Below are 22,134 nucleotides of genomic sequence, written 5' to 3' on the forward strand. Positions count from 1 at the left end.
GGCCAAATTGATGATGAAATAGATTATTTTTGAATCGTTAATCCTATTCTAATAAGATAAAAATTCAATTTCCGACCTTTTATCCAACAACTGCCAGCCATCATCGTTTCGTATAAAATAGACTTTATGATTAAGTGTATCTTTCAATCCATTTTTAATGGCAACAGCAAAAACATTCTTTCTTCGAATTGTAGTATATTCAACAATTGCTTTATTACCGGAACTCATCATCCTTATTTCTTTGATTGCTCCAAATTCTTCATCAGCTACTTTTACGCGCTGTATTTTACTTATTTTGTCATCTGCTGGTGTATGTAGTAAGTACGGTTTTGCTGCAGGAGTAAAACTCACGAAAGCCGTTGTATCACCAAACTTCTTACTTTGAAGTACTTTTACAAATCCTTTTTCTACGAGTCCTGATTTAAAAATGGTATAAGCATGCGTCGGATCACCGCAGAAAATATCATGGTGTACAATAGCAGGGTAATGATTTTTTTCCAGAATAAGGTTAGTAGCCAATTTTTCATCCAGCTTTTTAGGCTGACAGCCTGTGATTATTAAAATCACTGTAGTTAAAATATAAGATAGCTTTTTCATGTTTTTAAATTTTAAATTAGTAGTATTTGATTAATATTCTTTGATCTGTTTGATCATGCGTTCCAATGTTTCAATTGCTATTTGCTTATCCCTTTCTTCAAAAACATAAGCCTTGCTCCGCATGGCATTGTATGAAAGATCTGCTTTGTTTGGAGTGGATAAAAAAGGAACAATTGTTTTAAATAAATGATTCATTGATTTTGAAATAAGAATTTTTAATTCATCGGATGCCCTTAATATTAAGGCTGTTTGATCGGTTGAAAGTTTACATAAAACTTTACCAGAAAAGCCATTCATTACTATAGGACTAGTTGTTTTCCTTTCAACAATTTGAAAAGGGGCCGTTAAATAGTTTGCAAATCTTGATTCTATAAAAATTATTAATTCATTCAAACAGGATATTAAAGTAGTTGTTACTTCTTTTAGACTATCTCTGTGTAAATCATTACTATTATTTATATCTGTGATTTTATCTAAAAGAAATAGTAATGTGGAATAATAATTTCCAACTAAAATTTTTATCTGTTTCTCCTTAGTAAGTGAAAAAACCTGTATAGTAAACTGTGACTGAATAAAAAATGTTTGTTCATTCGCTTTTTCAATAATCTCTCTTGATTGAATTGGAGAAATCATAGTAAGATCGGTTTTGCTGGGATTAAGGGTTGAAGTCACCGTTAAGTCCATCCATTCTAAAAGATAGGTTTGAGTCATTTCTTTTACTTTTATTTAGTAAATATTTCTCTCGACTTATAATCGACAGTACTCTAAATCAATGCTTATAGAACATTCTTAACCCAGTCAAAACATGTGTTGTTAATATTTAATTAGAATTTAATCGTAAACGGTATTCGGAAGGAGACAGGGAAGTATGCTTCTTAAAAAAAGTACTAAAAAAAGAAGTATTGGCAAATTTCAGTTCTTCTGAAATATATAAAATGGTTAAATCATTATTTTGAAGCAGGATTTTGGCCTCCAGAATAATTGCATTTTCTATACATTGTTTTGCTGTGATCTCCGTAACCTGTTTGACAGTTTTAGTAAGATGCCCTGCAGTAACATTTAGGATATTTGAATAGAATTTCACACTGTGTTCTTTTCGGCAGTTTAGTTCTAATAACCTAAAAAAATGGATAACTATTTTTTCATTTCCAGTATGTTTTACATTATCATACCAAGATGACCGATAATATATTACAGCAAGTTCATAAAGGAAAAGATTAAAACTCAAAACCAATGTTTCCTTTTTCAAAATATTCTTATTTGAACTTCTGACCTTACTATTGATTAATTTAAGTAGATCTACAAGTAATCCAATTTCTTTATTTTTGAGAAAAATCTTGGAAGTATTTTTTGCAACAAAAAATTCAAAATATCCTATGTGCGGCCATCTTATACTATTAGCAAAAGCAAACTCTGATGAGAATGAAAGCTGGCATATTTGCAATTGATTGGTCATTATCAAAACTTCACAGATAGACTTTTTTGGAATAACGATTAGTTCATTGATAAATAAATGAATCTTTTTACTGTTAATTAACAGGCATACTGCTCCAGAATTTATAATCAAAACGGTAAATCGATTCAATATAATTGATTCTTTAAAAGCAATTCTGGAGGAGAACGTTTCAAAGATGTAGACTTGCAAGCCTGATGGGTTATATTTTGATTTTAGAAATGCCAAAATAAGCGCTTTAAAATGTTTAATTTAATTGTTCTAGTAAGTATTACTTATCGAATAATCTGGCCATCAATGAAACGCAAACGAACAATAAATTTGAAATGCCGTTTACAAAAAATAGATATGCCAATTTTCTGGGAGAATCAGTTTTTATCCCGCCGTCGGTTAAATAGCCTATTATTTCATCATAGGATAATAGATCTATGATGAAATAAAGGCTCACAATATTGAAAAGAATCAAAAACACGCAATAGACATATTGCAATTGTTTTTCAATCGACTCAGTTATATACATAACTATTCTGTTTGGAGATTTTGAATTATGAGTCCTGTCACTATTGATTTATTAATCGCAGTTGAAGAATTTGCTACTGCACCTTGTACCGCTCCAACACGATTTCCAACAGAAGTTTCCCAATCCTTATCTTTACGTTCTTTAGCATAATACGATGAATATCTTGCTATAGAGGAAGTCGTGAGAATGATCCTCTTGTCCTCATTGCTAAACTGTGTGTTGGATATAACGGACGCCTCGAATGAGATTATGGATTGGTGAATGATAGCATATTCATTAGTTTCCCATAACAGTATGGAATCCATAAAATTGGAAAGAGAAATTTTAGCGGCAGTAGTCATTGAGGAATTTGCAATCGCCTGCTCTAATTTTATTTGAGGATCATCGACAATTTCTTGAATTTCCTGAAAGTTGCAGGGAAGACTTGTTGCCATATTTAATAGATCGTTATTCAGAACCGAGATAGAATCTACTTTTTGGCTGATTTGAGCAATCGTATTGAAAGTATAATTTCCAGACAAGTAAACATCAAGGATGTCATTATGTACTTTACCTGCTATGTCATATTCATTAGCTGGATTTTCAGGACTTAGGGTCTGAAGTAGCTTTGCTGTTTTTTTAGATTTATTTTCAATAAGACCATCATCTAAAATTTTAGTATTATCAATACTCTCACTGGTACAAGAAACAAGTAGTGATGCTAATACAACTAGCAATAATAAAAGATTTTTCATAATTAAAAGTGTTAAATGTAAAGACTGTTTTTTTTCAGTCAGTTCATTTCACCCGGGTTAGCAGAACTTTAATCCGGCACGATGCCAAATGTTTTTTGCTATTGAATTCAAGACAAATCTAGAAGTAGATTTTTTGATTTGCAAAACGTTGTATATGGGTTTTCCGAATTTAGGCTATCGATTTTCCGAAAATCGACACACCTTTTTTTACTAAAAACACACTAATTATCAATAGATTACGTTATACTTAATGCTGTTTTAAGCAAAACACAATATTATATTTACCCAATAGTATTTTTCGCTGATAAAAATGCATTTTCACATCAAATAATGTCTCATTTTTTAATTTAACTTATGATTAAAAATTATATATTATTAGTAATTCTTTGCTTTGGAAATCAATTGTATGCGCAGGAAATGGAATCGGAAATTTTCGATACGCTTAAAAGAAAAAGTTATGATTATCTTTTTGAACGTATAGAAGCCACAGCTGAGAATAAAGTAAACCAGGCATACTATCTTAAGTACTTTTTGAACAAGGCAAAAAAGGATAAAAATTTCGAGGAAATTGTAAATGGATATAAAAATTATTTATTCTATGCACCTGAAAAATCGAAATTGATATATGCAGACAGTATGATTTACACTGCCAAAAAAGCCAATAATAATGCTCTTATCGGCTCAGCTTATCTTTCAAAGGGAATTGTTTACTATGCCAGAAAAGAGCACAAAAATGCACTGGATAATTACCTCATAGCTGATAATTTTATTTCCAAAACCAATGATAAGTACTTAGTGTATAAGGTTAAATATAATATTGCCATTATAAAATATTTTCTAGGGTTTTATGACGAGGCAATTTCTTTGTTTACTGAGTGTATTGATTATTTTAAAGAGAAAAATACAAGAGCATACTTAAATTCATTGCATTTACTCGGTTTGTGCCATAATAGGATTGGTAATTATGGATTATGTTCTGAAATAAATAAAAAAGGAATTGAAGAAGGGATAAGAATGTCAAATGCTGAAATGCAAAATTATTTTATTCATTCAGAAGGCATCAATCAGTACTTTAAAAACAACTATGCAGAAGCTATAAAAAAAATTAATTATTCAATTCCATTTATAAATAAAAATAAAGATTTTGGCAATGAGTCTGTCGGATATTTTTATATTGGTAAAAGCTATTGGAATCTTCACAAACCTGAAATGGCTTTGCCATATTTTTTTAAAGTTGATAAGATTTTTGATGATAAGGGATATATACGTCCGGATTTACGGCAGAACTACGAGTTACTATTAAAGTATTATAAATCTAAAAAAGATCTTCATAAACAGCTCTATTATACGGATAAGCTACTAAAGGCAGACAGTATATTAGACAACAAGTTCATCTATCTTTCCGGCAGAGTTCGCAAAGTGTATGACACGAAAGTATTACTAAAAGATAAGCAGGATATTGAAGAATTGTTTAATAAGAGGAAGTATAACGATTTTATTTTTACTGGTATCGTACTAGTATTATTTTTAATCGTATCATTCATTGCTTACAGGCATATCAGGAATAAGAATGTTTATAGGCAAAAATTTGAGGAATTGATGGCAAAAAATGAGGCAGTTTCTAAAGTGGAAGTCAAAAATGTAAGTAATGGAATTGGAAATATAAATAAAGATACTATTGCAGATATACTTAAGCAATTGGAAAAATTTGAAAAGGATAAAAAATTTCTAGTAAAAGACCTGACTTCCGCAAAGCTTGCCGCTATTTTCAATTCCAATCCAAAATATTTATCACAGATAATTTATCAATACAGAGGAAAGAAATTTGTGAAATACATCGCTGATCTTAAAATCAATTATCTAATAAAGTTATTAAAAGAAGATAGTAAAATAAGGAAATATTCTAATAGTGCATTGGCTGAAGAAGTTGGCTTTAGCAGTACTAAAACATTTACTCAGGCTTTTTTTGCAGAAGCCGGATGTCCAACGTCTTATTTTATTGAAGAACTAAATAAGATTTCTCAAGAGAACAAGATCCTTTAATAAATAACTCAGAAAATGTTTTCTATACTATTTATAAATTAAAAGCGTTATAATTTTTGCAGCAAAGTTGCTATACAACGAGCAAAATTTTACTTTTGCTGGCTTAATTTAATAAAAATATATCATGAAAGATTTAGTAGCAAAAATAAACGCCGAAATCGAAACATTTAAAACAGAATCTGAATCATTAATTGATAAAGGTGTTAAAGCAGCAGGAGCTAGAGCTCGTAAATCAACTTTAGAAATTGAAAAACTTTTAAAAGAGTTTAGAAAAGTTTCTATCGAAGAATCTAAAAAATAAATTCATTCTTGCTTATCGGGGCTGTCTTTTTAAAAAGCAGCCTCAATAAAAATATAACCTTTTAAAGACATTCTTTGCTAACCATTAATTTTTTCCTCCACCTCTGCTAGAGGAATAAGCTTCATTATTTGGATTCATCTGATTTGCATGATTATCCATTTCAGCATTTGAAGAATTATTCGTTTCATGTTCCCAATTGTCTGGTCTTTCGCTGTAGCCCCTACTTTTCCAGTATGAATCATTATTGGGATTTAATTGATTTGAGCGATTATCTAAATCATCTTGTGTTTGAGCGATTTCTTCTTCAATAAGTTCTCGCCAATTCTCTGGACGTGTTATATAGCCTCTACTTCTCCAGTAAGCATTGTTATTAGGATTCTCTTTATTGGAATAGTTATTTTGATCAAAAAGTCTCTTTGAGTTAGTATACGAGGTTTCATGTAGTCCTTGACGAGATTTTTTTTCAGCACTTTGGTTACCGTCAAAAGTATTGGAAAAGTGCTTTTTATAGTATGCTGCTAAATTTCCATTAACAATTGATATGCAAAATACAAATGCAACTGGCTTTAAAAATATCCATGATAAGTTAGATTTCTTTTTTTTAGTAGTTTCTCTTTCCATATATTTTTTAGCGTAGTTTCAGGTTATTACCTTTTTAATTCTTACTTGTTCTTTTTTTGTTTCTGTAGGAGGCAATATTTCAAACAATACTTTTTTTCCAACGAAAATATTCGGTGTAAGATGAAAGTTTGAGGAAACTGAAAAGTAATATTTTTGACCGTTGCTTTTTAAAAATCCATCTTTTCCACGTTCATTATCGTTTCTTATTTCTACAATTTCGCCATCAAGATTTTGGCCCGTCGTTGTTTTAGTTTTGTCAAATGATTTTGTTTGCGGTTGTTTGAACGTATTCCAATAGTTTTTTAATTCCTTTTTCAAGTTTGGAAGTTGTTCCAATGGAATTTGAGTAAAACCTAAATTTTGTAAAGCATAATCCAAAGTTGGTGGAACTTTCCATTCTTCTTGTTGCCGCAATAGTTTTGAAAGCATGTAATGCTTAAACGACAACTCAGTTTCTTCTTTGTGTCCCAAAATATTAGCAATTAATACCAGTAAACCAACCTTGTATTCAAGGTCACCAAAGTTATTTATTGCTTCAATTGCATATTTGAATGCTTTATCAAAATCTCCGTTTTCTTTGTATATTTCTGCAACTTCATTTTGTATAAACCATTCTTTTTTTCTTCGCAGAACTTGCAATAATTCATTTAAAGCGTCTGCTGAGTTTCCTAAATGTTTTTTTGATAAAGCAATTCTACGAGCAAACCAAATTTCATTTGAGTAATGAAATTTCTCAAAATTTTCAAGTGCCTTTTTTGAGAACTCATAACATTCTTGATATTGTTGGGTTTCAAATAATGCCTTTGTTTTAAATGCGTACCAATTTTCTTTATCTGACGCAAGTTCCATCGGTTTCTTTTCTCCTTTTCTTTCAACTTCAATGGTTTTACATTCTGTGTCCAAATTATCAACCGAAACTAAATCACAGAATTTGTTTACAACTGTCCAATTTACGGATGGTTTGTCCTTAAATTTTTTTAGTAAATACCCAAAGTTTTTTTCATCTAAAACAATATTATGTTGCTCAATAAAAGTGAAAATTACTTCATAATGATTTGTTTCTATCAATGCAGAAATCATTTCATAAACAATGAATTTATTTAAGCCAATATCATCCGGCTTAAATTCTGTTTTGTTTTCTTTGAAAAACTTTAAAGTTTCAGAAAATTTCTTTTGATTATTCAAGGCTTTAATAGACTGGCTAAAATCAAATAAAGTCATAAGCTTAAGTTAGTTTTTAGAAGTTCATTAATTTCATCAACTAAACCTGTTGTTCTTGCTGGAATTACTTCCGTTTTTTTGAACTTAAATTTTCCATCATACCAAAATTTGTATGTCGCTGTATAACCGTTTTTCTTTAGTTCATAGATTTCGTGGTATTGTTTGTGTTCAATTTTTGCAATATGTAATTTGAAAGGTTCTAATTTCTCTTTTAAGTTTTCATAAAACTCTTTTTGAAACACTTGCTCAAATTCAAATTCTGTTTCGTTATTTTCGGATTCATCAATTATGATTGACTTGTTTTGAAAATTAGTAAGTTTTGTGTAAACACTTTCAATGAAATCTGTTGAATTTGTTGGTTTTTCAATAGTTGTAATTATATTTTGTCCATTGTAGTGGATTTTAAAAACAGCTATTTCATTACCTTGTAAAAATGTGTAATGCTCTAAATAATTTGTATGACGAATTTCGCTAATATTTATATTTTCATCTTTTAAACCTTCACTTATTACAAGATAAATTTGTTTTATAAAAGTCTTTTGATTTGAAAAATCAAAAGGTAATTCTAATTCATTACTTTCTCTGCTTAACACAAGAATATCTTGTCTTGGTTGAATATTTTGGATTTTTGGCGGTTGTATATTACTTGTAATGCTGAAATGTGGTTCTTCAAGAGTATACAAATTTTCTTTTGCCCTTGTAATTCCTGTGTAAAGCCAACGAAAATAACTTGAATTGAAATACCCCATAGAAGTTTTACAATTCAAAAATGTATTTGCCCATTCTCCACCTTGTGCTTTATGACAAGTGATCGCGTAGCCAAATTTTATACGTAATGCGTTGAAATATCTGTCGCTACGCAAAGCATCTTTAAATGGTTGTGTTCCACTTTTTAAGTTTTCATTTCTGATTTTAAAATCAATGTAAAGTGCTTTCAATTCATCTGAACTCAAATCTCTGTCATGTGAATAAAGTAAGTTTTCAATTATTTTGCATTCTATATCGTGTTTCTTAAAATCTTCGTCTGTAAATGTAATTGTCACATTCCGAAATATTAGCGGAACATTTATTTCTTCAACTATATTTTTGCTGTTTTTTCGTTTTAATGGAATTTTTCTGCTTTCTGTTGTTGGTGAAATTTCTATAATGAAGCCAATATCGCCATTTAGCAATTCCATTTGCGGATAATTGTAGTTGTTACTCAATAAAATTACTTTGTCGCCAACTGTGATTGTTTTTTGATTTGGAAAAAAATGGTTTCTAACAAAATCATTATAACCTTTAACGGCAGAATTTGAATGAGCAATAATGATAGTTTCTTCATCAATTTTATTATTACAAGCTTGCAAATATTTTGGTAACAATTCTTCGTATTTAGTTTTGTTGATGTCCTTAAAGTCCGTTTCAATGTCAAGTTTATTGAAAATGTTTTCTTTAAGGGATTTACGAATTTTTGTAGCGTTATGAAGTATTCCACTTTCTGCTTTTTGCCTTACAACTTCTGTCAGTTCAAACTCGTTTGAAACAAGACAGCAATTTTCCTGCAAATATTTTGCGTTAAGAGCTGGTGAAAAATTCATATTAACAGGCGGTAACTGTGCGTTATCGCCAATAAAAATTATTTTTCTGTTATGGTCTTTATTATCAAAATTGATGTGTGTAAGTAAATCTTGAAGTAAAAAACCCGACCCAAATCTAAAAAATTCACCTTCTGAATAAACATTCGAAATCATTGACGCTTCGTCAATTATGTAGACTGTATTAATTGGGTCTTCGTTTTTTCTAACTTCAAAATAAAACTTGAAAGTTTCTGTTCCATCTTCGCCCTTTATTTTAAACTCCTTTAGTTCTTTACTTGAGTAAATCGCTCTATGAATCGTACAAGCTTTATGTCTTGTTTTTTGCGAAATTACTTTTGCAGCTCTTCCAGTTGGGGCAGCAATTACAAAATTCCTTTTACTTTGAAAAAGGAAATCAGTAAGACCTTTCATCAAAAACGTTTTTCCTGTCCCTGCATAACCTTTCAACAAAAAACAACTTGTTTCATTAGAAAGAAATATGTCCAATTCGTCAATAAGAGAACTTTGTCCTACTGTCAGAATGTGTTTTGAAAAAATCTCTCTTAATGTCATTTGTCTTTTACTTTGTTTGATGTAACGTTTTACAACCTGAAGATGTGATGGTTTAGAAAGACTAAACTTTCGATTAAATCCTGACTTTGCAAATACAAAACCAACTTCAAGTTAAGCCTAAACCTCCCATATACATCTGTTACCTGTAGTTATTTTCCGTATTTATATTTCAGAAAAAATTTAGTTTTCCAATTCAAGATTTTATAAAACTGACGGGTAACAATATTAGAAAAAAACATCTTTTCATCATTCAAATATATTATTTCAAAATCTTTCCCATCATTGAAGATTGTGAGAATATCTTCTTTATTTACGTGCTTACTTGATAAACCTCCTTTTTCAGACTTATTTTTATCATAAAAAATATATTTTTCTGCTGTTTCTTTATTTAAACTCCAACTGATTCCATAATTTTTACTTTTATGTTCCTTCCTACTCATTCCTCGATAAATTTTGAAGCACTGAGGTAACTGATCGTAATAGTTTTTTTCTATGCTATTCATGAGTTCAGGAATATTTACACCTCTATTTTGAATATCTTTTAAGAATATTTTTAAATCGAATTTGAAAAGACTACTTTGAATTTGTGAATGAATATTATCTGTTAAACAATACGCCTCTTTAAATACTTCAAATGCGTCTTTCGCATTATGATTTAAAGTAGCGTAGTATAACGTAATAAATAAATTAAATCTTATTTTTCTATCAGCCTCTAAAATAATTCCTTGAGCCTCCCATGAACTTAGATTTTTATTTAGAAGTTGACAAAATATTCGGTTCATTTCCATTTTTCTAATTTTAAAGCCTTCGTTTTTCTAATTATAGGTAACGTTCTGCTATTACAGCGGGTTTATGAATAGATTAAGCCCTATTTTCGGATTTGCCAAATAATCCCAAATATAAACTAACTTCCCATTAAGCCAATTGTCCGAATCCGTTGAAGTAAGTATTTTTTTTTTATCATTTAAGAGATTAGCTTTCTCCATCTGTCCATATAAGCATACTCTTCCCAAAACTTTTGGAGTTCAGAAGGTTGAAGTGTTTTAGGGTTTTCAGCGAAACTCCAAAGTTCATCAGGACGTTCTTCTAAAATCTTCAAAGCACGAATAAATATGTCTGAACTTCTTATCTCGATTTCAGTTTCTTTATTATTATCTATTCTCCATTTTGAAGCATTATCAGTTTGCCAGCTTTCCTTGTCTCCTCCGACAAGAATATAGCGAAAGCGTCCAACTGCACCAAAAATTCTTCTCTTCTCTGCATGATTTTCATTAAAATATCTTCTCCAAGATTTTACTTGTTCGAAAGCATGATTTAATTGATGTGTTGGTTCATTATCTTTTCTAAAAAGATCCAATTTTGGTTTTTCAATTTCAACCAAAACCCATTCAGGACCATCTGAATTATCATTTAACCAAGCATAATCACAACGTAGTTCACTACCAAAATTTATTTCACGAAAAACTGGTTGAATTCCCCACTTTCGACTAAAAAGCTCATAGAACAAAAAAGAGTTGTCTTTTAATATTGCTAATAATTCGACTTCGGAATTGTTGTCAAACGCAATCTTGAGATCAGTGGTAATTTTTGTAATATCCCAAGTCGATTTTATTTCTTCAGTTTTCATTTGATATTTTTGATTTTAACATTGCTCATACCGTTTAGCTTGTAACTGTCAGTTGCAAATTCCAGTGAAGTAAGTTGTTTCTAATAAGATAGAATTTGTTAGAGAACTTATAATTCACGACTATTGAAAACTTAAAAATTGCGGTTACAGGCTATTATTTTTATTCTTTTATTCTTGGTTCGGCTCCTAACAATGGATTGAACTTTCTCCAAATTACATTTTCGATATCTTCCAAATAGTTAAAATATTCGTAGTCAACTTTCAGAAAATGAAATGAAAGTTCAACATTCTCCAAAGTTGAGAACCATTGGGCTAATTTTAAAGATGATGTCATTTTATGACCTAATCCCATATGTTGAGTAAATCGATCATGTAATTTTCTTTCTACCTTTCCTACATATAAATATTCAGTTTGTTTTCCAGCTACTTTTTTTGCCTTCGACCACCACCCAGACTTCTGATTGCGAATACTAGAAAAACGATTAATAATTTTATCGTTTGAAGAATTACCCTCAAGTTTTATTTTGAACCAATAAATTGCGGGGCCTTTATAGTTATATATTTCAATTATTTTTTCATCTAAAGAATTAAAATGACTTTTATATGCTGAGCTTTCTAATTTATTAATTCGAATATTTGTTTTTCTTCTTTCAAAAAAATCAGCAAATTCGTTGTTCATTCTTTCAAAAAACAATTTATCAAGCTTAACACCAGGACTTATATTGTCTGGCAAAATAGAAAAGCCGGAAAGTTTCTCGTAAAATATTTTTTTATTTTCTACATAAGTTGTGAAATCTATATCTGTCATATTGTATGCGGTTTCAAAAATATCATTTAAAATTCTAGTATTACAGTGGGTTTATCATGAAATTAAGTCCTGTTTTCAGATTTACCAAATAAGCTCAAATACAAAACTATTTTTCCATTAAGCCTATTACCCAAATCCCTCGTAGCTGTTGTCTGCAGGCTTTTTATGATAACAATCTTTATCTATTTTTCAAGATTTGGTAAGTCAATCATATTCAATATTCTGTTAAATAATTCTTCCAAAGACCCATCATTGTATAAAGCACAATTTGAACGTCCATTAGGTTGTTGTTTTTTTGAGTTAGAGTTAACAGTCATATTTGAAAAGTTTTCACCAAATACATTACAAACAGTTTTTGTGTTATTGAAATAATATATTTCACCAATACCATTATATCCATTCCAATACCAATTAAATTTAACCTTATTCACATCTGGTTTATTTGCAGTTTCAGGATATGCCCATTGAATTTCAGTAACCCAAATGTAAAATACATCAAACTCACTCAATATACTTTGTCCAAAATTATTTATACGAAGTGTTTTTCTACTCATAAGTATCGAATATAAATTATAAAATGGCTTAATATTCCTTGTTTATTTTTTGCTTCAATTTTGATTTTATGTTTTTCTGCCGAAGCATGATACAACTTAATGGTCTACAGCAGTTTTCAGGTTAAATTAAGCCTGTTCTAGGATTTCCCAAATCATCAAAATACAAAACCAGCTTCGCATTAAGCCAAATGCTCAAATCTGTTGTAGCTGCTATAAGCAGTCACTATTTTCTTTTAAGTCTATTATCCCATTATAATGCGAAATCGATGTTCTTAATTGGTCTTCAAAATTATTATACATATTTAGTAGCACATGAAAAGTTTTACAAGGAGCAGTTATATAGGTTTTAGCCATATTATCTTCGTCCTGAATAATCTTTATCAGTGTTTCTTCCATTGATTGTTTTATGCTTCTGAAAAAATCAATAGGCTGGTCTTTCAGGCAAAAACCATTGATGTTTTTTTCAAAATGGTTTATTGGAAAAAATATAAATTCATTTATATGAGATTCTTCAAACCATAAATTATAATATTCACTTTTTACGATTTCATTGTAAACTTTATTGTCTATTTCTTTTCCTTTTTGAGTATAAAACCACCTTGTTAAGTATGGAAATATATCTTCCCAATTTGAAAATTTCAAGTCCGATTCTTCAATTCTAATATCTTGATAATTGTCTTTATTCGCTTTTAGTTCTATAAAAATATCTTCAACTACTTGATTTAATTTAAGGGCACAACCTGCCTGTTTCTCTAAAATAGAACCTGTTGTTTCTAATGAAAAATAGTCAAATGTATTCTCAGGCAGTAAACCAGAATATTCATGCAAGACATTACTAGTAACATCTACAAATCGATTGTCATTCTCAATGTCACCAAAATTTGCGTAATAGGGTTCATCATTTTTAGAAATATCAATTCCTCCAGCATAATATGGTAAAGTGATCAGGCTACTACAGACAACACTTCCAAACCATTTATTCGTATTTTTAAAATCTTTGATAATTGTTTCAGAAATATTCCTTTTCCGAATTGCTGTTAAAATATCATCCGAGTAATTATTATAAGTTAAGCTCCTTAAACAGATTTCCGCTTTAGCTATATCAAAGTGTTCCTTGCTTTCAGGACAAAGTCGTAAAACGACTAAATTCTCTAAATCATCAAAATAATAGCGTTGTGAAGAGAATAGGGTTACAATTGGTTTAAAAGCTTCAACAAATGAATTATTACCAAGATAAATTATTCCATGGCTAAAATTGGAGTTACAAAATTTTCTTATGAAATTGGAAGTTCGATCTTCTGGAAATCTTACTAAAACTATATCAAAAATCTCTAAACTGTTTGTGTTAAAAATATGCATGTTATATTGTTTGATTCTGTATAACTTAATTATATCCGACATTAAATGACTTCAAGAAATCTAATTTTATTTATCTTTGGGTCATTGTACTTTTAGATTACCAAACTTACAAAACCATTTTACTTTTCTTTTACGGTTTTCCATAATCTGTATCATTAATAAGTTGCAAAATAATTCTTTTAATAAAGAAATGACTACCGTATAAATACCTGTTTTAATTTTTATTGCGCATAAAAAAAGATGCCTAAGCATCTTTTCAAAATTTTTCATCTTTATAATTGAATTTCGAAATCAAATAAATCTCTGGGGCTTGCACCTAAAGCAATAAGTAACTCTAATATTGTCTCTAGAGTAATATTCGCTTCTCCTTTTTCAATTTTACTAATGTAACTATGATCAATAGTTTCACAAAGGGTTGCTAATTTCCGATAACTTAGTCCCTTTGATTTACGCATTTTATTAAGTCTCTTACCGAATCTAACTAGAAACTCTCTTTTTACATCATCACTAATCATTTTCTTTTTTCTGCAATTTGTTTAAAACCAGCAATAAAACAGTGGTAATATATTGCTACATTAAATATTATTATTATATTTGGACTTAATTATTATATTTGCGATACTTCATGTAAAAACATTTGAAGCATTCGCTTTGAATCTCGTCCTCAAAAACTGGTAATTTTAACACGCGAGATGATAAGTGTAAATGCTCACGCTTTAGGGCGTGGGCTCACTTATTCGCGTGTAGGTATACCAGTACCTTGAGGGCAATAAGCTGAGTTCCATGCCTTTTTTATGTCATAAACTTTTCTTTTATTCTTAGTGGTTTTACTTCTTTTTTTATTTAAAGTTTCGTTCTTATTCAAAGTCGAACCTTTTAAAATATTACTGCCTGTGTCTTAAAAAAAAATCTTTCTTTATGATAATTAAGCCGTTTACTTAATGCATAAAAAATGGCCCTCTACTCCAGCGACCAAACTAGTATAGAGGACCATAGCTAATCAAATCTTCGTTTAACTAACCAATCCAATATTATGAATAATTTTTCATTTTACAAGGATGGGAAAGGTCTTTATTGCCTATTTTTCATATGGCTTTGTTTTTCTTTTTCATCTATTTATTCCAAAAATACAGTCCGGCACTGTACTATTTTTACTCAACAACATCAAATACAGGGAACTATAACCGATGGCATTAATCCTTTGCCTGGGGTAACTATTGCTGTAAAAAATAAAATTAATAATGCAGCCATTTCCGACTATAGTGGTCAATACACTCTTTCCACCTCTTCTACCGATACCTTAATTGTTTCATTTATAGGTTTTAAAACTACCCTCGTACCAATAAAAGGGCGTAAAACTGTAGATGTTCAATTGATTTATGACACAACAACTTTACAGGAGGTTCGTGTTAATGCTGGATATTATTCAGTTAAAGAAAGTGAACGTACCGGAAGTATTGCCCAAATTACTTCAAAAGACATAGAGAAACAGCCCGTAACAAATGTGCTTGCAGCTATGCAGGGCAGGATGGCTGGAGTAAATATTACCCAGACAACCGGAGTTGCAGGTGGAGGGTTTGATATTCAAATTCGTGGAAGAAACAGCATTCGAAGTGATGGAAACGCACCTTTGTATATTATTGACGGAGTTCCTTATTCTTCACAAACTGTCGGCAGCAGCCGCAGTACCGTTGTGCTTCCTTCTGCTTCTGATCCGTTAAATTCTATTAATCCTGCTGATATTGAAAGTATTGAAGTACTGAAAGATGCTGATGCGACTGCTATCTACGGTTCGCGTGGAGCGAATGGTGTTGTTTTGATTACAACTAAAAAAGGAAAAGAAGGATTGACTCGTTACACATTAGATGTACGGCAAGGTATAGGCAAGGTTACAAATTTTATGGATCTGTTAAAGACAGATCAATATCTGGAGATGCGCCGGGAAGCTTTTGCTAATGACGGTATTGATTATGGCCCTAGTGATTATGATGTAAATGGCACATGGGATCAAAGCAGATATACCAACTGGCAGAAAGAACTTCTGGGAGGAATGGCAAGTTATACAGACATTCAGGCATCATTATCCGGAGGTTCTTCAAAAACACAATTTCTTATCAGTTCTGCCTTTCATAAAGAAACAACCGTTTTTCCGGGAGACTACCACTATAACAAAGCAAACGTGCGTTTTAATCTTAATCATCAATCTGAAGATGGCAGATTTCAAATCAACACGACGGCAGGATTTACGGCACAGAAAAATAACCAGCCGGGAATTGACCTCACACAATTTGTGGTTCTTCTGGCTCCAAATGCACCTTCTTTATACGATGAGTCTGGAAACCTTAATTGGGAGAACAGCACTTGGGAAAACCCTCTGTCTTATCTGGAGGGCAAATATAAAACTGCAACCAATGACCTGATTGCAAATACAATGCTGTCCTATGCAATATTGCCTAGTTTAACTGCAAAAGCAAGTCTGGGTTTTACCAATACAAATCATAACGAAACCCGCACACAGCCTTCTACTATGTTTGATCCTGCCTATCAGCTCGGAAGCGAATATTCTATTATAACTGCAACCGACACCCAAAGGCAGTCATGGATTATAGAACCCCAAATCGAATGGCATAAATCCTATGGAAAATTAAAAACACAGGCATTATTGGGTAGTACATTTCAAAAATTATCCGGCAGTCAGCTTGTACAGGAAGCAACCGGATTTACAAGCAATGCCCTTATTTACAGCTTATCTTCAGCAACGGTTCTCAAAGCAATAGCAGATACTGAATCCATTTATAAATATCAGGCAGTATTTGCCCGTTTGAATTTTGTTTTTAACGAGAGGTATATTTTAAACCTGACTGGAAGACGTGATGGTTCAAGCCGTTTTGGTCCCGGAAATCAGTTTGCTAATTTTGGCGCTGTTGGAGGCGCATGGATTTTCTCTAATAAAAACCAGACTAAAACCATTAATCCTGTTATTAGTTTTGGTAAGTTAAGAGCCAGTTACGGAACTACGGGCAGTGATCAGATTGGGGATTATCAGTTCATGGACACGTATTCTACTGCCAGTACAAATTATGGAGGCGTAACCGGAATAGCGCCAACTCGTTTATTTAATGCAGACTTTGCGTGGGAAATTAATAAAAAAGCGGAAGCTGCCATAGAACTTGGTTTTTTCAGGGACAGGATTTTCTTTACGGGTGCATGGTATCAAAACCGTTCCTCCAATCAGCTCGTTGGTATTCCATTACCTGGAACAACAGGGTTTCCCTCTATTCAATCTAATTTGGATGCATCAGTACAAAATAGCGGAGTTGAACTCACTTTAAGAACTGTCAATTTTGAAAAAGAGAGTTTTAAATGGATCACGAACTTCAATATCTCTTTTGCCAAAAATAAATTATTGTCCTTTCCCAATTTAAAGGGGTCGACTTATCAGAACCAATTTGTAATCGGTGCCCCCCTTACTATAATAAAAGCCTACCATTATACCGGAATAGATGCACAGACCGGAATTTACCAATTTGAGGATATTAATAACGATGGCCGTATAACATCGCCCGAAGACAAGCAGACTGTTGTAGATTTCAGTCCTGATTTTTTTGGAGGATTACAGAATCAAATTAATTGGAGAAGATGGCAGGTTGATTTTCTGCTCCAGTTCTCAAAGCAAAAAAATTATAGTGAGGAATATAGTCTTGGCTTACCGGGAGCAAAGAGTAATCAAACAACCAGAATTCTTAACAGATGGCAGAACAGCGGAGACAATGCCGAATTTCAAAGATTTAGCACCAGTGCTGACGGGGAGGTTCTGGATGCCTCGGATAAATATTTCAACAGTGATGGAATCATTACCGATGCCTCTTATATACGCCTGAAGAACATCGCAATATCCTACACATTACCAGAAGACTGGATAAAAGGAGTCCGATGTCGTCTTTCTTTTGAAGGACAGAACCTGCTGACTTTTACTCCCTATAAAGGCAATGACCCTGAATTTAAGTTTGCTGGATACCTGCCACCATTGAAAGTATTTACAACGGGACTTAATCTAACTTTTTAAACTAATACTAACATTATGGAAACTAAATTATATCTACGGAAGCAAATAACCCTTTTTAAAAGAATAATTATCTCTTTATTAGTGATTTCGGGTTACAGTTGTGAATCGTTTGTCGAGGTTAACAGCCCATCGGGACAACTTTCTACAGAAGAAGTCTTTGAAAATAAGAGTACCGCCAATGCAGCAATTTCAAATATTTATGCCAGCCTGCGCGATTCGGGGATGTTAACAGGAAACAGTGTGTCGATAACCACAAAAATGGGTGCTTATACAGATGAACTGAATTTCTATGGTATTAGTTCAGGCACAACATTAAATTTTTACAACAACACACTGCTGCCTACTAATCCACAAGTTGTAAGCTGGTGGAAAACAGCCTATTATCAAATATATGCCGCCAATTCAGTAATACAGGGAGTAACTGCTTCCGCTACCCTTGTCACTTCAGATAAAAATCAGTTAATTGGTGAAGCCCTATTTATAAGATCACTTTTGCATTTCTATTTATTGAATCTGTATGGTGATGTTCCTTATGTTACAGCAACAGATTACAAACAGAATACTACAATTGGGCGTTCCAGTACAAACCTGTTGTATTCGAAAATAATAGAGGATCTTCAGAATTCGTATTCACTTCTCCCTGAGAGTTATTTGTCCGCTGATCGCACACGTGCTAACAAAGCTGTAGTAATGGCACTTCTTGCAAGGGTTTATCTGTATTCAAGGGCATGGGCTGAAGCTGCCAATGCGGCTTCATATATCCTAAACAATACCGGAACATACAAATGGGAAAACGATCTGAGTAAAATATTCCTAAAAGGAAGCACTGTCACCATCTGGCAGTACAAGCCGGGAGTTGAAGGTCAGAATAGCGCAGAGGGAGGATCAATGATTTTACTTACCGGACCACCTGCCGATGTAGCACTTAATCCAAACTTTGTCAATGCCTTTGAAATTGGTGACCAGAGAAGACAAAAATGGATTGGCTCGGTATCAAAAGGAACTTCCACATGGTATTTCGCAGCCAAATACAAAGTCAAATTAAAGACTGCCACTTCAACTGAATATTCCATAATCTTCAGGCTTGCCGAACAGTATCTCATACGTGCTGAAGCAAGGGCGCAGCAGGGAGACCTGATAGGAGCCAAAGAAGACCTCAACAAAATAAGGCAGAATGCAGGATTAGGAAATACCCCTGCAGTTTCACAGCAGGAAATATTGGACGCTGTTATCCGGGAACGCCGATTTGAACTATTTACTGAATCGGCCCACCGGTTCTTTGATTTGAAAAGAACCGGACAACTGGATTCACAATTGCTAGGAGTAAAAAATGGGTGGAATTCAACCGACAATCTTCTCCCTGTCCCTGAATCTGAACTGACTCTGAATCCTAATTTACTTCCTCAGAATCCAGGATATTAATACCGTATAAAAGATGAAAAAGGATTTAAGATTTGTTTACGGAGTGCTTTCCGTACTCATATTTGAATTAGTAACCTGTTCCGCTTCGGGACAGGGACTAATCAAAAAAAATATCAATGATGCTGATTACAAATTGTGGAGCACAATGGAAACAAAAAACATTTCAGAAAATGGACAATGGTATACCTACAGTTTATCTTATGAGCAAGGTGCTGATACACTGTTTGTAAAAAGTACCCAGAAAAATAAAAACTATGCCTTTTCAGGTACTTTGGCAGGAACCTTTCTGAAAGAAAAATGGTTTTGCAGCCGAAACGATCAAAATGAACTTTCACTGCTTCATCTGCCTTCAGGGAAAATTGAGATTACAAAAAATGCAGATAACTACTCATTTACTTCAGACGAAAAATATTTGATTATTTTTCTGCGCACAGACAAGCAAAAAAAAATAATCATTAAACCATTAGATGGTTCTGCATCTTATGAAATAGAAAATGTCAAGGGATATGCTTATAATCAAAAATCAAATCAGCTGATCTACAGCAAATCTGTATCCTATGGCTGCAGTGTTTCGATTTTAACTATAAAAGAAAAGTTCTCAGAATCAAAAATAATAGAAAGTGACAACTTTAACTATACAAGTTTTGTCTGGCAGCAAAACGCCGGATCTGCAGTATTCTCAAGGTCAAGAACTGATGTAAATACAGATTCTTCAGCAGAGGTAAAAGAATTGGTTTACTATAAAACCGATACACAAAAAATGTTTGTTTTCCAGCCCGACACCACTTTTGATTTTGATAAAAAATATGTAATAAAGTCCGAAACTGTTTCAGATATGATGATATCAGAGGATGGGAAAAGCGTCTTTTTTAAAATTAAAGGCCGAAATCCGAAATCCGAAAAAGCAGCAAAAAAAATCGTGCAGGTATGGAATGCAGATGACAAATATTTAGAACCTGCTGAAAAGGAAAAAGACGGCAGTGTTAAAATGCCAAAGACAGTTGTATGGTGGCCTGAAAAAAATAATTTTAGAATACTGACAGATACTGTTTTCTCTAAATTGATGCTTGACACCAATAGAAAATTTGCAATCACATGGAATCCTGTCGCCAATGAACCACAGTCAAATCTTCATGCTGCCAGAGATTACAAAACAATCAATCTTGGCACTGGACAGGAACAATATTTTTTAAAAGATTTTAATTATGAAGTTGATAAAATTGCCTTATCTCCAGCGGGAAAATACGTTACCTATTTTAAAAATAATCATTGGTGGATTTATAATATTGAGAAAAATATTCATACTAATCTCACTGCAGCTTTACAGGAATCTTTCTCTGTTGAAGATTTGGATCGCGGAGACGGCCCTCTTCCATACGGAAATCCCGGATGGACACCTGATGACCAATCCATTCTGCTCTATGACCGGTTTGACATATGGGAAATATCAATCGAAAATTTGAAAGCACTAAAATTAACACATGGAAGGAGCGAAAAAACAATATATAGGATAAGGCCAGTTTCAAATGAGCAGAAGCTAAAAGGTAATTTTGATGGTGTAACAAACGCTGTAATAAACGTAAACAAATCAATTATATTTCAATCAAAAGCTGAAAATGTGAATGGATTATGGTGGTATAAAAAAAATAGTTCCATACTTCCAATTATATTGAGCAAAAATAAAATCTCAGATCCTGTAATGGCCTTGAACACTGAAACTGTGATCTACAAAGAAGAAAGTTTTGAAACACCACCAAGGCTTATTTTACAAGAAAAAAAAGAAAAAAAAGCACAGACACTATATCAGAGTAATTCTCATTTTAAGCATTTCAATTCAGGAACCTCCTCAGTAATTCATTACCGTAATAGGAATGGAAATAGTATTAAGGCTGCATTATTTTATCCTGCAAATTATAATCATGAAAAACTTTATCCTATGATCGTTCATGTGTATGAGAAACAATCAGAAACTGTACACGATTATATTAATCCATCGCTTTACAGTGGCAATGGTTTTAATGTCAGTCACTATACAAATAATGGCTATTTTGTTTTGCTCCCAGACATTGTGTATGAGTTTGGCAATCCGGGAAATTCTGCTGTTGATTGTGTTGTTGCAGCAACGAAGAAAGCATTGGAAATTGTTCCGGTCAACCCTAAAAGGATAGGCTTGATTGGGCATTCATTTGGAGGGTATGAAGTAGATTATATAATTACGCAAACTAATATTTTTTCCGCTGCCGTAGCGGGTGCGGCAATCACTGATCTTATAAGTGGCTACCTTTATGTTTCGTGGAATTTCAACCGCCCCAATTTCTTTCAGTACGAGTCCGGTCAGCTTCGAATGGACGGCTCGATTTTTAAAAATTTCCTTAGTTATCTGGCTAACTCGCCGGTGTATTATGCAGATCGGGTAACAACTCCGCTTTTATCATGGGCAGGTGAGGCAGACAGACATGTACATTATTATCAGACTATAGAATTTTATCTAGCCTTGCGCCGTCTTGGTAAAAAAAATGTAATGCTTCTATATCCGGATCAGCAGCATGTTTTAACTGATAAAGAACAGCAAAAACATTTAACAGAATATGTGATGCGGTGGTTTGATAATTACTTATCAGCAAAAAGTAACCCTGAATTTATTAAAGTAAATTAAAAAATAAATGCAGTTCTTTT

18 protein-coding genes are annotated in these 22,134 nt (G+C 32.4%); 5 read left to right on the forward strand and 13 right to left on the reverse strand.

Annotation, left to right across the window (positions count from 1 at the left end):
- Positions 1–48: 48 nt before the first annotated feature.
- The 4 genes from DMB65_RS11710 to DMB65_RS11725 all read right to left on the reverse strand — a co-directional run bounded on the left by DMB65_RS11710 (position 49) and on the right by DMB65_RS11725 (position 3,286).
- On the reverse strand, positions 49–597 hold the full coding sequence (locus DMB65_RS11710) for a hypothetical protein (RefSeq protein ID WP_110306835.1): 549 nt from the start codon (positions 595–597) through the stop codon (positions 49–51).
- Between the two features lie 30 nt (positions 598–627).
- Positions 628–1,308, reverse strand: a complete 681-nt coding sequence (locus tag DMB65_RS11715) for a hypothetical protein (protein ID WP_110306836.1) — start codon at positions 1,306–1,308, stop codon at positions 628–630.
- Positions 1,309–1,417: 109 nt separating this feature from the next.
- The gene (locus DMB65_RS11720) at positions 1,418–2,278 is read right to left on the reverse strand and encodes a helix-turn-helix domain-containing protein (protein ID WP_110306837.1); all 861 of its coding nucleotides are present in this window, start codon (positions 2,276–2,278) and stop codon (positions 1,418–1,420) included.
- Positions 2,279–2,572: 294 nt separating this feature from the next.
- A complete protein-coding gene (locus tag DMB65_RS11725) occupies positions 2,573–3,286 on the reverse strand; it encodes a hypothetical protein (protein WP_123955330.1) in 714 nt (237 codons plus the stop codon).
- A 372-nt stretch (positions 3,287–3,658) separates the two neighbouring features.
- Here DMB65_RS11725 and DMB65_RS11730 point away from each other — a divergent pair, with 372 nt between their 5' ends.
- Together DMB65_RS11730 and DMB65_RS11735 are read left to right on the forward strand one after the other, a co-directional pair.
- Positions 3,659–5,347, forward strand: coding sequence for an AraC family transcriptional regulator (locus DMB65_RS11730; protein ID WP_110306839.1), 1,689 nt, complete (start codon positions 3,659–3,661; stop codon positions 5,345–5,347).
- 124 nt (positions 5,348–5,471) lie between these two features.
- Positions 5,472–5,648 (forward strand): histone H1, encoded by a 177-nt coding sequence (locus tag DMB65_RS11735; protein ID WP_041516026.1) that lies wholly within the window; start codon positions 5,472–5,474, stop codon positions 5,646–5,648.
- 84 nt (positions 5,649–5,732) lie between these two features.
- Here the strand turns inward: DMB65_RS11735 and DMB65_RS22415 are convergent, their stop codons facing one another.
- The 9 genes from DMB65_RS22415 to DMB65_RS11785 form a co-directional block, all read right to left on the reverse strand.
- A complete protein-coding gene (locus tag DMB65_RS22415; RefSeq protein WP_230470653.1) occupies positions 5,733–6,269 on the reverse strand; it encodes a hypothetical protein in 537 nt (178 codons plus the stop codon).
- 18 nt (positions 6,270–6,287) lie between these two features.
- The gene (locus DMB65_RS11745; RefSeq protein ID WP_110306840.1) at positions 6,288–7,490 is read right to left on the reverse strand and encodes a tetratricopeptide repeat protein; all 1,203 of its coding nucleotides are present in this window, start codon (positions 7,488–7,490) and stop codon (positions 6,288–6,290) included.
- Positions 7,487–9,622, reverse strand: a complete 2,136-nt coding sequence (locus DMB65_RS11750; RefSeq protein WP_110306841.1) for an ATP-dependent DNA helicase — start codon at positions 9,620–9,622, stop codon at positions 7,487–7,489. Before DMB65_RS11750 ends, DMB65_RS11745 begins: the two co-directional genes overlap by 4 nt.
- Before the next feature lie 149 nt (positions 9,623–9,771).
- Positions 9,772–10,410, reverse strand: coding sequence for a hypothetical protein (locus tag DMB65_RS11755; RefSeq protein ID WP_110306842.1), 639 nt, complete (start codon positions 10,408–10,410; stop codon positions 9,772–9,774).
- Positions 10,411–10,586: 176 nt separating this feature from the next.
- Entirely contained in the window at positions 10,587–11,249 is a 663-nt protein-coding gene (locus DMB65_RS11760; RefSeq protein ID WP_110306843.1) for a Shedu anti-phage system protein SduA domain-containing protein, read from the reverse strand.
- Between the two features lie 160 nt (positions 11,250–11,409).
- The gene (locus DMB65_RS11765; RefSeq protein WP_110306844.1) at positions 11,410–12,057 is read right to left on the reverse strand and encodes a hypothetical protein; all 648 of its coding nucleotides are present in this window, start codon (positions 12,055–12,057) and stop codon (positions 11,410–11,412) included.
- A gap of 182 nt (positions 12,058–12,239) precedes the next feature.
- Positions 12,240–12,611, reverse strand: coding sequence for a hypothetical protein (locus DMB65_RS11770; protein ID WP_110306845.1), 372 nt, complete (start codon positions 12,609–12,611; stop codon positions 12,240–12,242).
- Positions 12,612–12,821: 210 nt separating this feature from the next.
- Positions 12,822–13,970 carry a hypothetical protein gene (locus DMB65_RS11775; RefSeq protein ID WP_123955332.1) on the reverse strand — a complete coding sequence of 383 codons (1,149 nt, stop codon included), beginning with the start codon at positions 13,968–13,970 and terminating at the stop codon, positions 12,822–12,824.
- A gap of 272 nt (positions 13,971–14,242) precedes the next feature.
- The gene (locus DMB65_RS11785; RefSeq protein ID WP_110306848.1) at positions 14,243–14,485 is read right to left on the reverse strand and encodes a helix-turn-helix domain-containing protein; all 243 of its coding nucleotides are present in this window, start codon (positions 14,483–14,485) and stop codon (positions 14,243–14,245) included.
- Between the two features lie 518 nt (positions 14,486–15,003).
- Between DMB65_RS11785 and DMB65_RS11790 the strand changes: the two genes are divergently transcribed.
- Genes DMB65_RS11790 through DMB65_RS11800 form a run of 3 tightly spaced genes read left to right on the forward strand, consistent with a single transcriptional unit; the run spans position 15,004 to position 22,114 of the window.
- A complete protein-coding gene (locus DMB65_RS11790) occupies positions 15,004–18,036 on the forward strand; it encodes a SusC/RagA family TonB-linked outer membrane protein (protein WP_110306849.1) in 3,033 nt (1,010 codons plus the stop codon).
- Positions 18,037–18,051: 15 nt separating this feature from the next.
- Positions 18,052–19,458: a RagB/SusD family nutrient uptake outer membrane protein gene (locus tag DMB65_RS11795; RefSeq protein WP_110306850.1), complete on the forward strand. Its 1,407-nt coding sequence runs from the start codon at positions 18,052–18,054 to the stop codon at positions 19,456–19,458.
- Between the two features lie 13 nt (positions 19,459–19,471).
- Positions 19,472–22,114: an alpha/beta hydrolase family protein gene (locus tag DMB65_RS11800; RefSeq protein ID WP_110306851.1), complete on the forward strand. Its 2,643-nt coding sequence runs from the start codon at positions 19,472–19,474 to the stop codon at positions 22,112–22,114.
- Positions 22,115–22,134: the final 20 nt, after the last annotated feature.

The sequence above is a fragment of the Flavobacterium cheongpyeongense genome, from assembly GCF_003202435.1.
Taxonomy (GTDB): domain Bacteria; phylum Bacteroidota; class Bacteroidia; order Flavobacteriales; family Flavobacteriaceae; genus Flavobacterium; species Flavobacterium cheongpyeongense.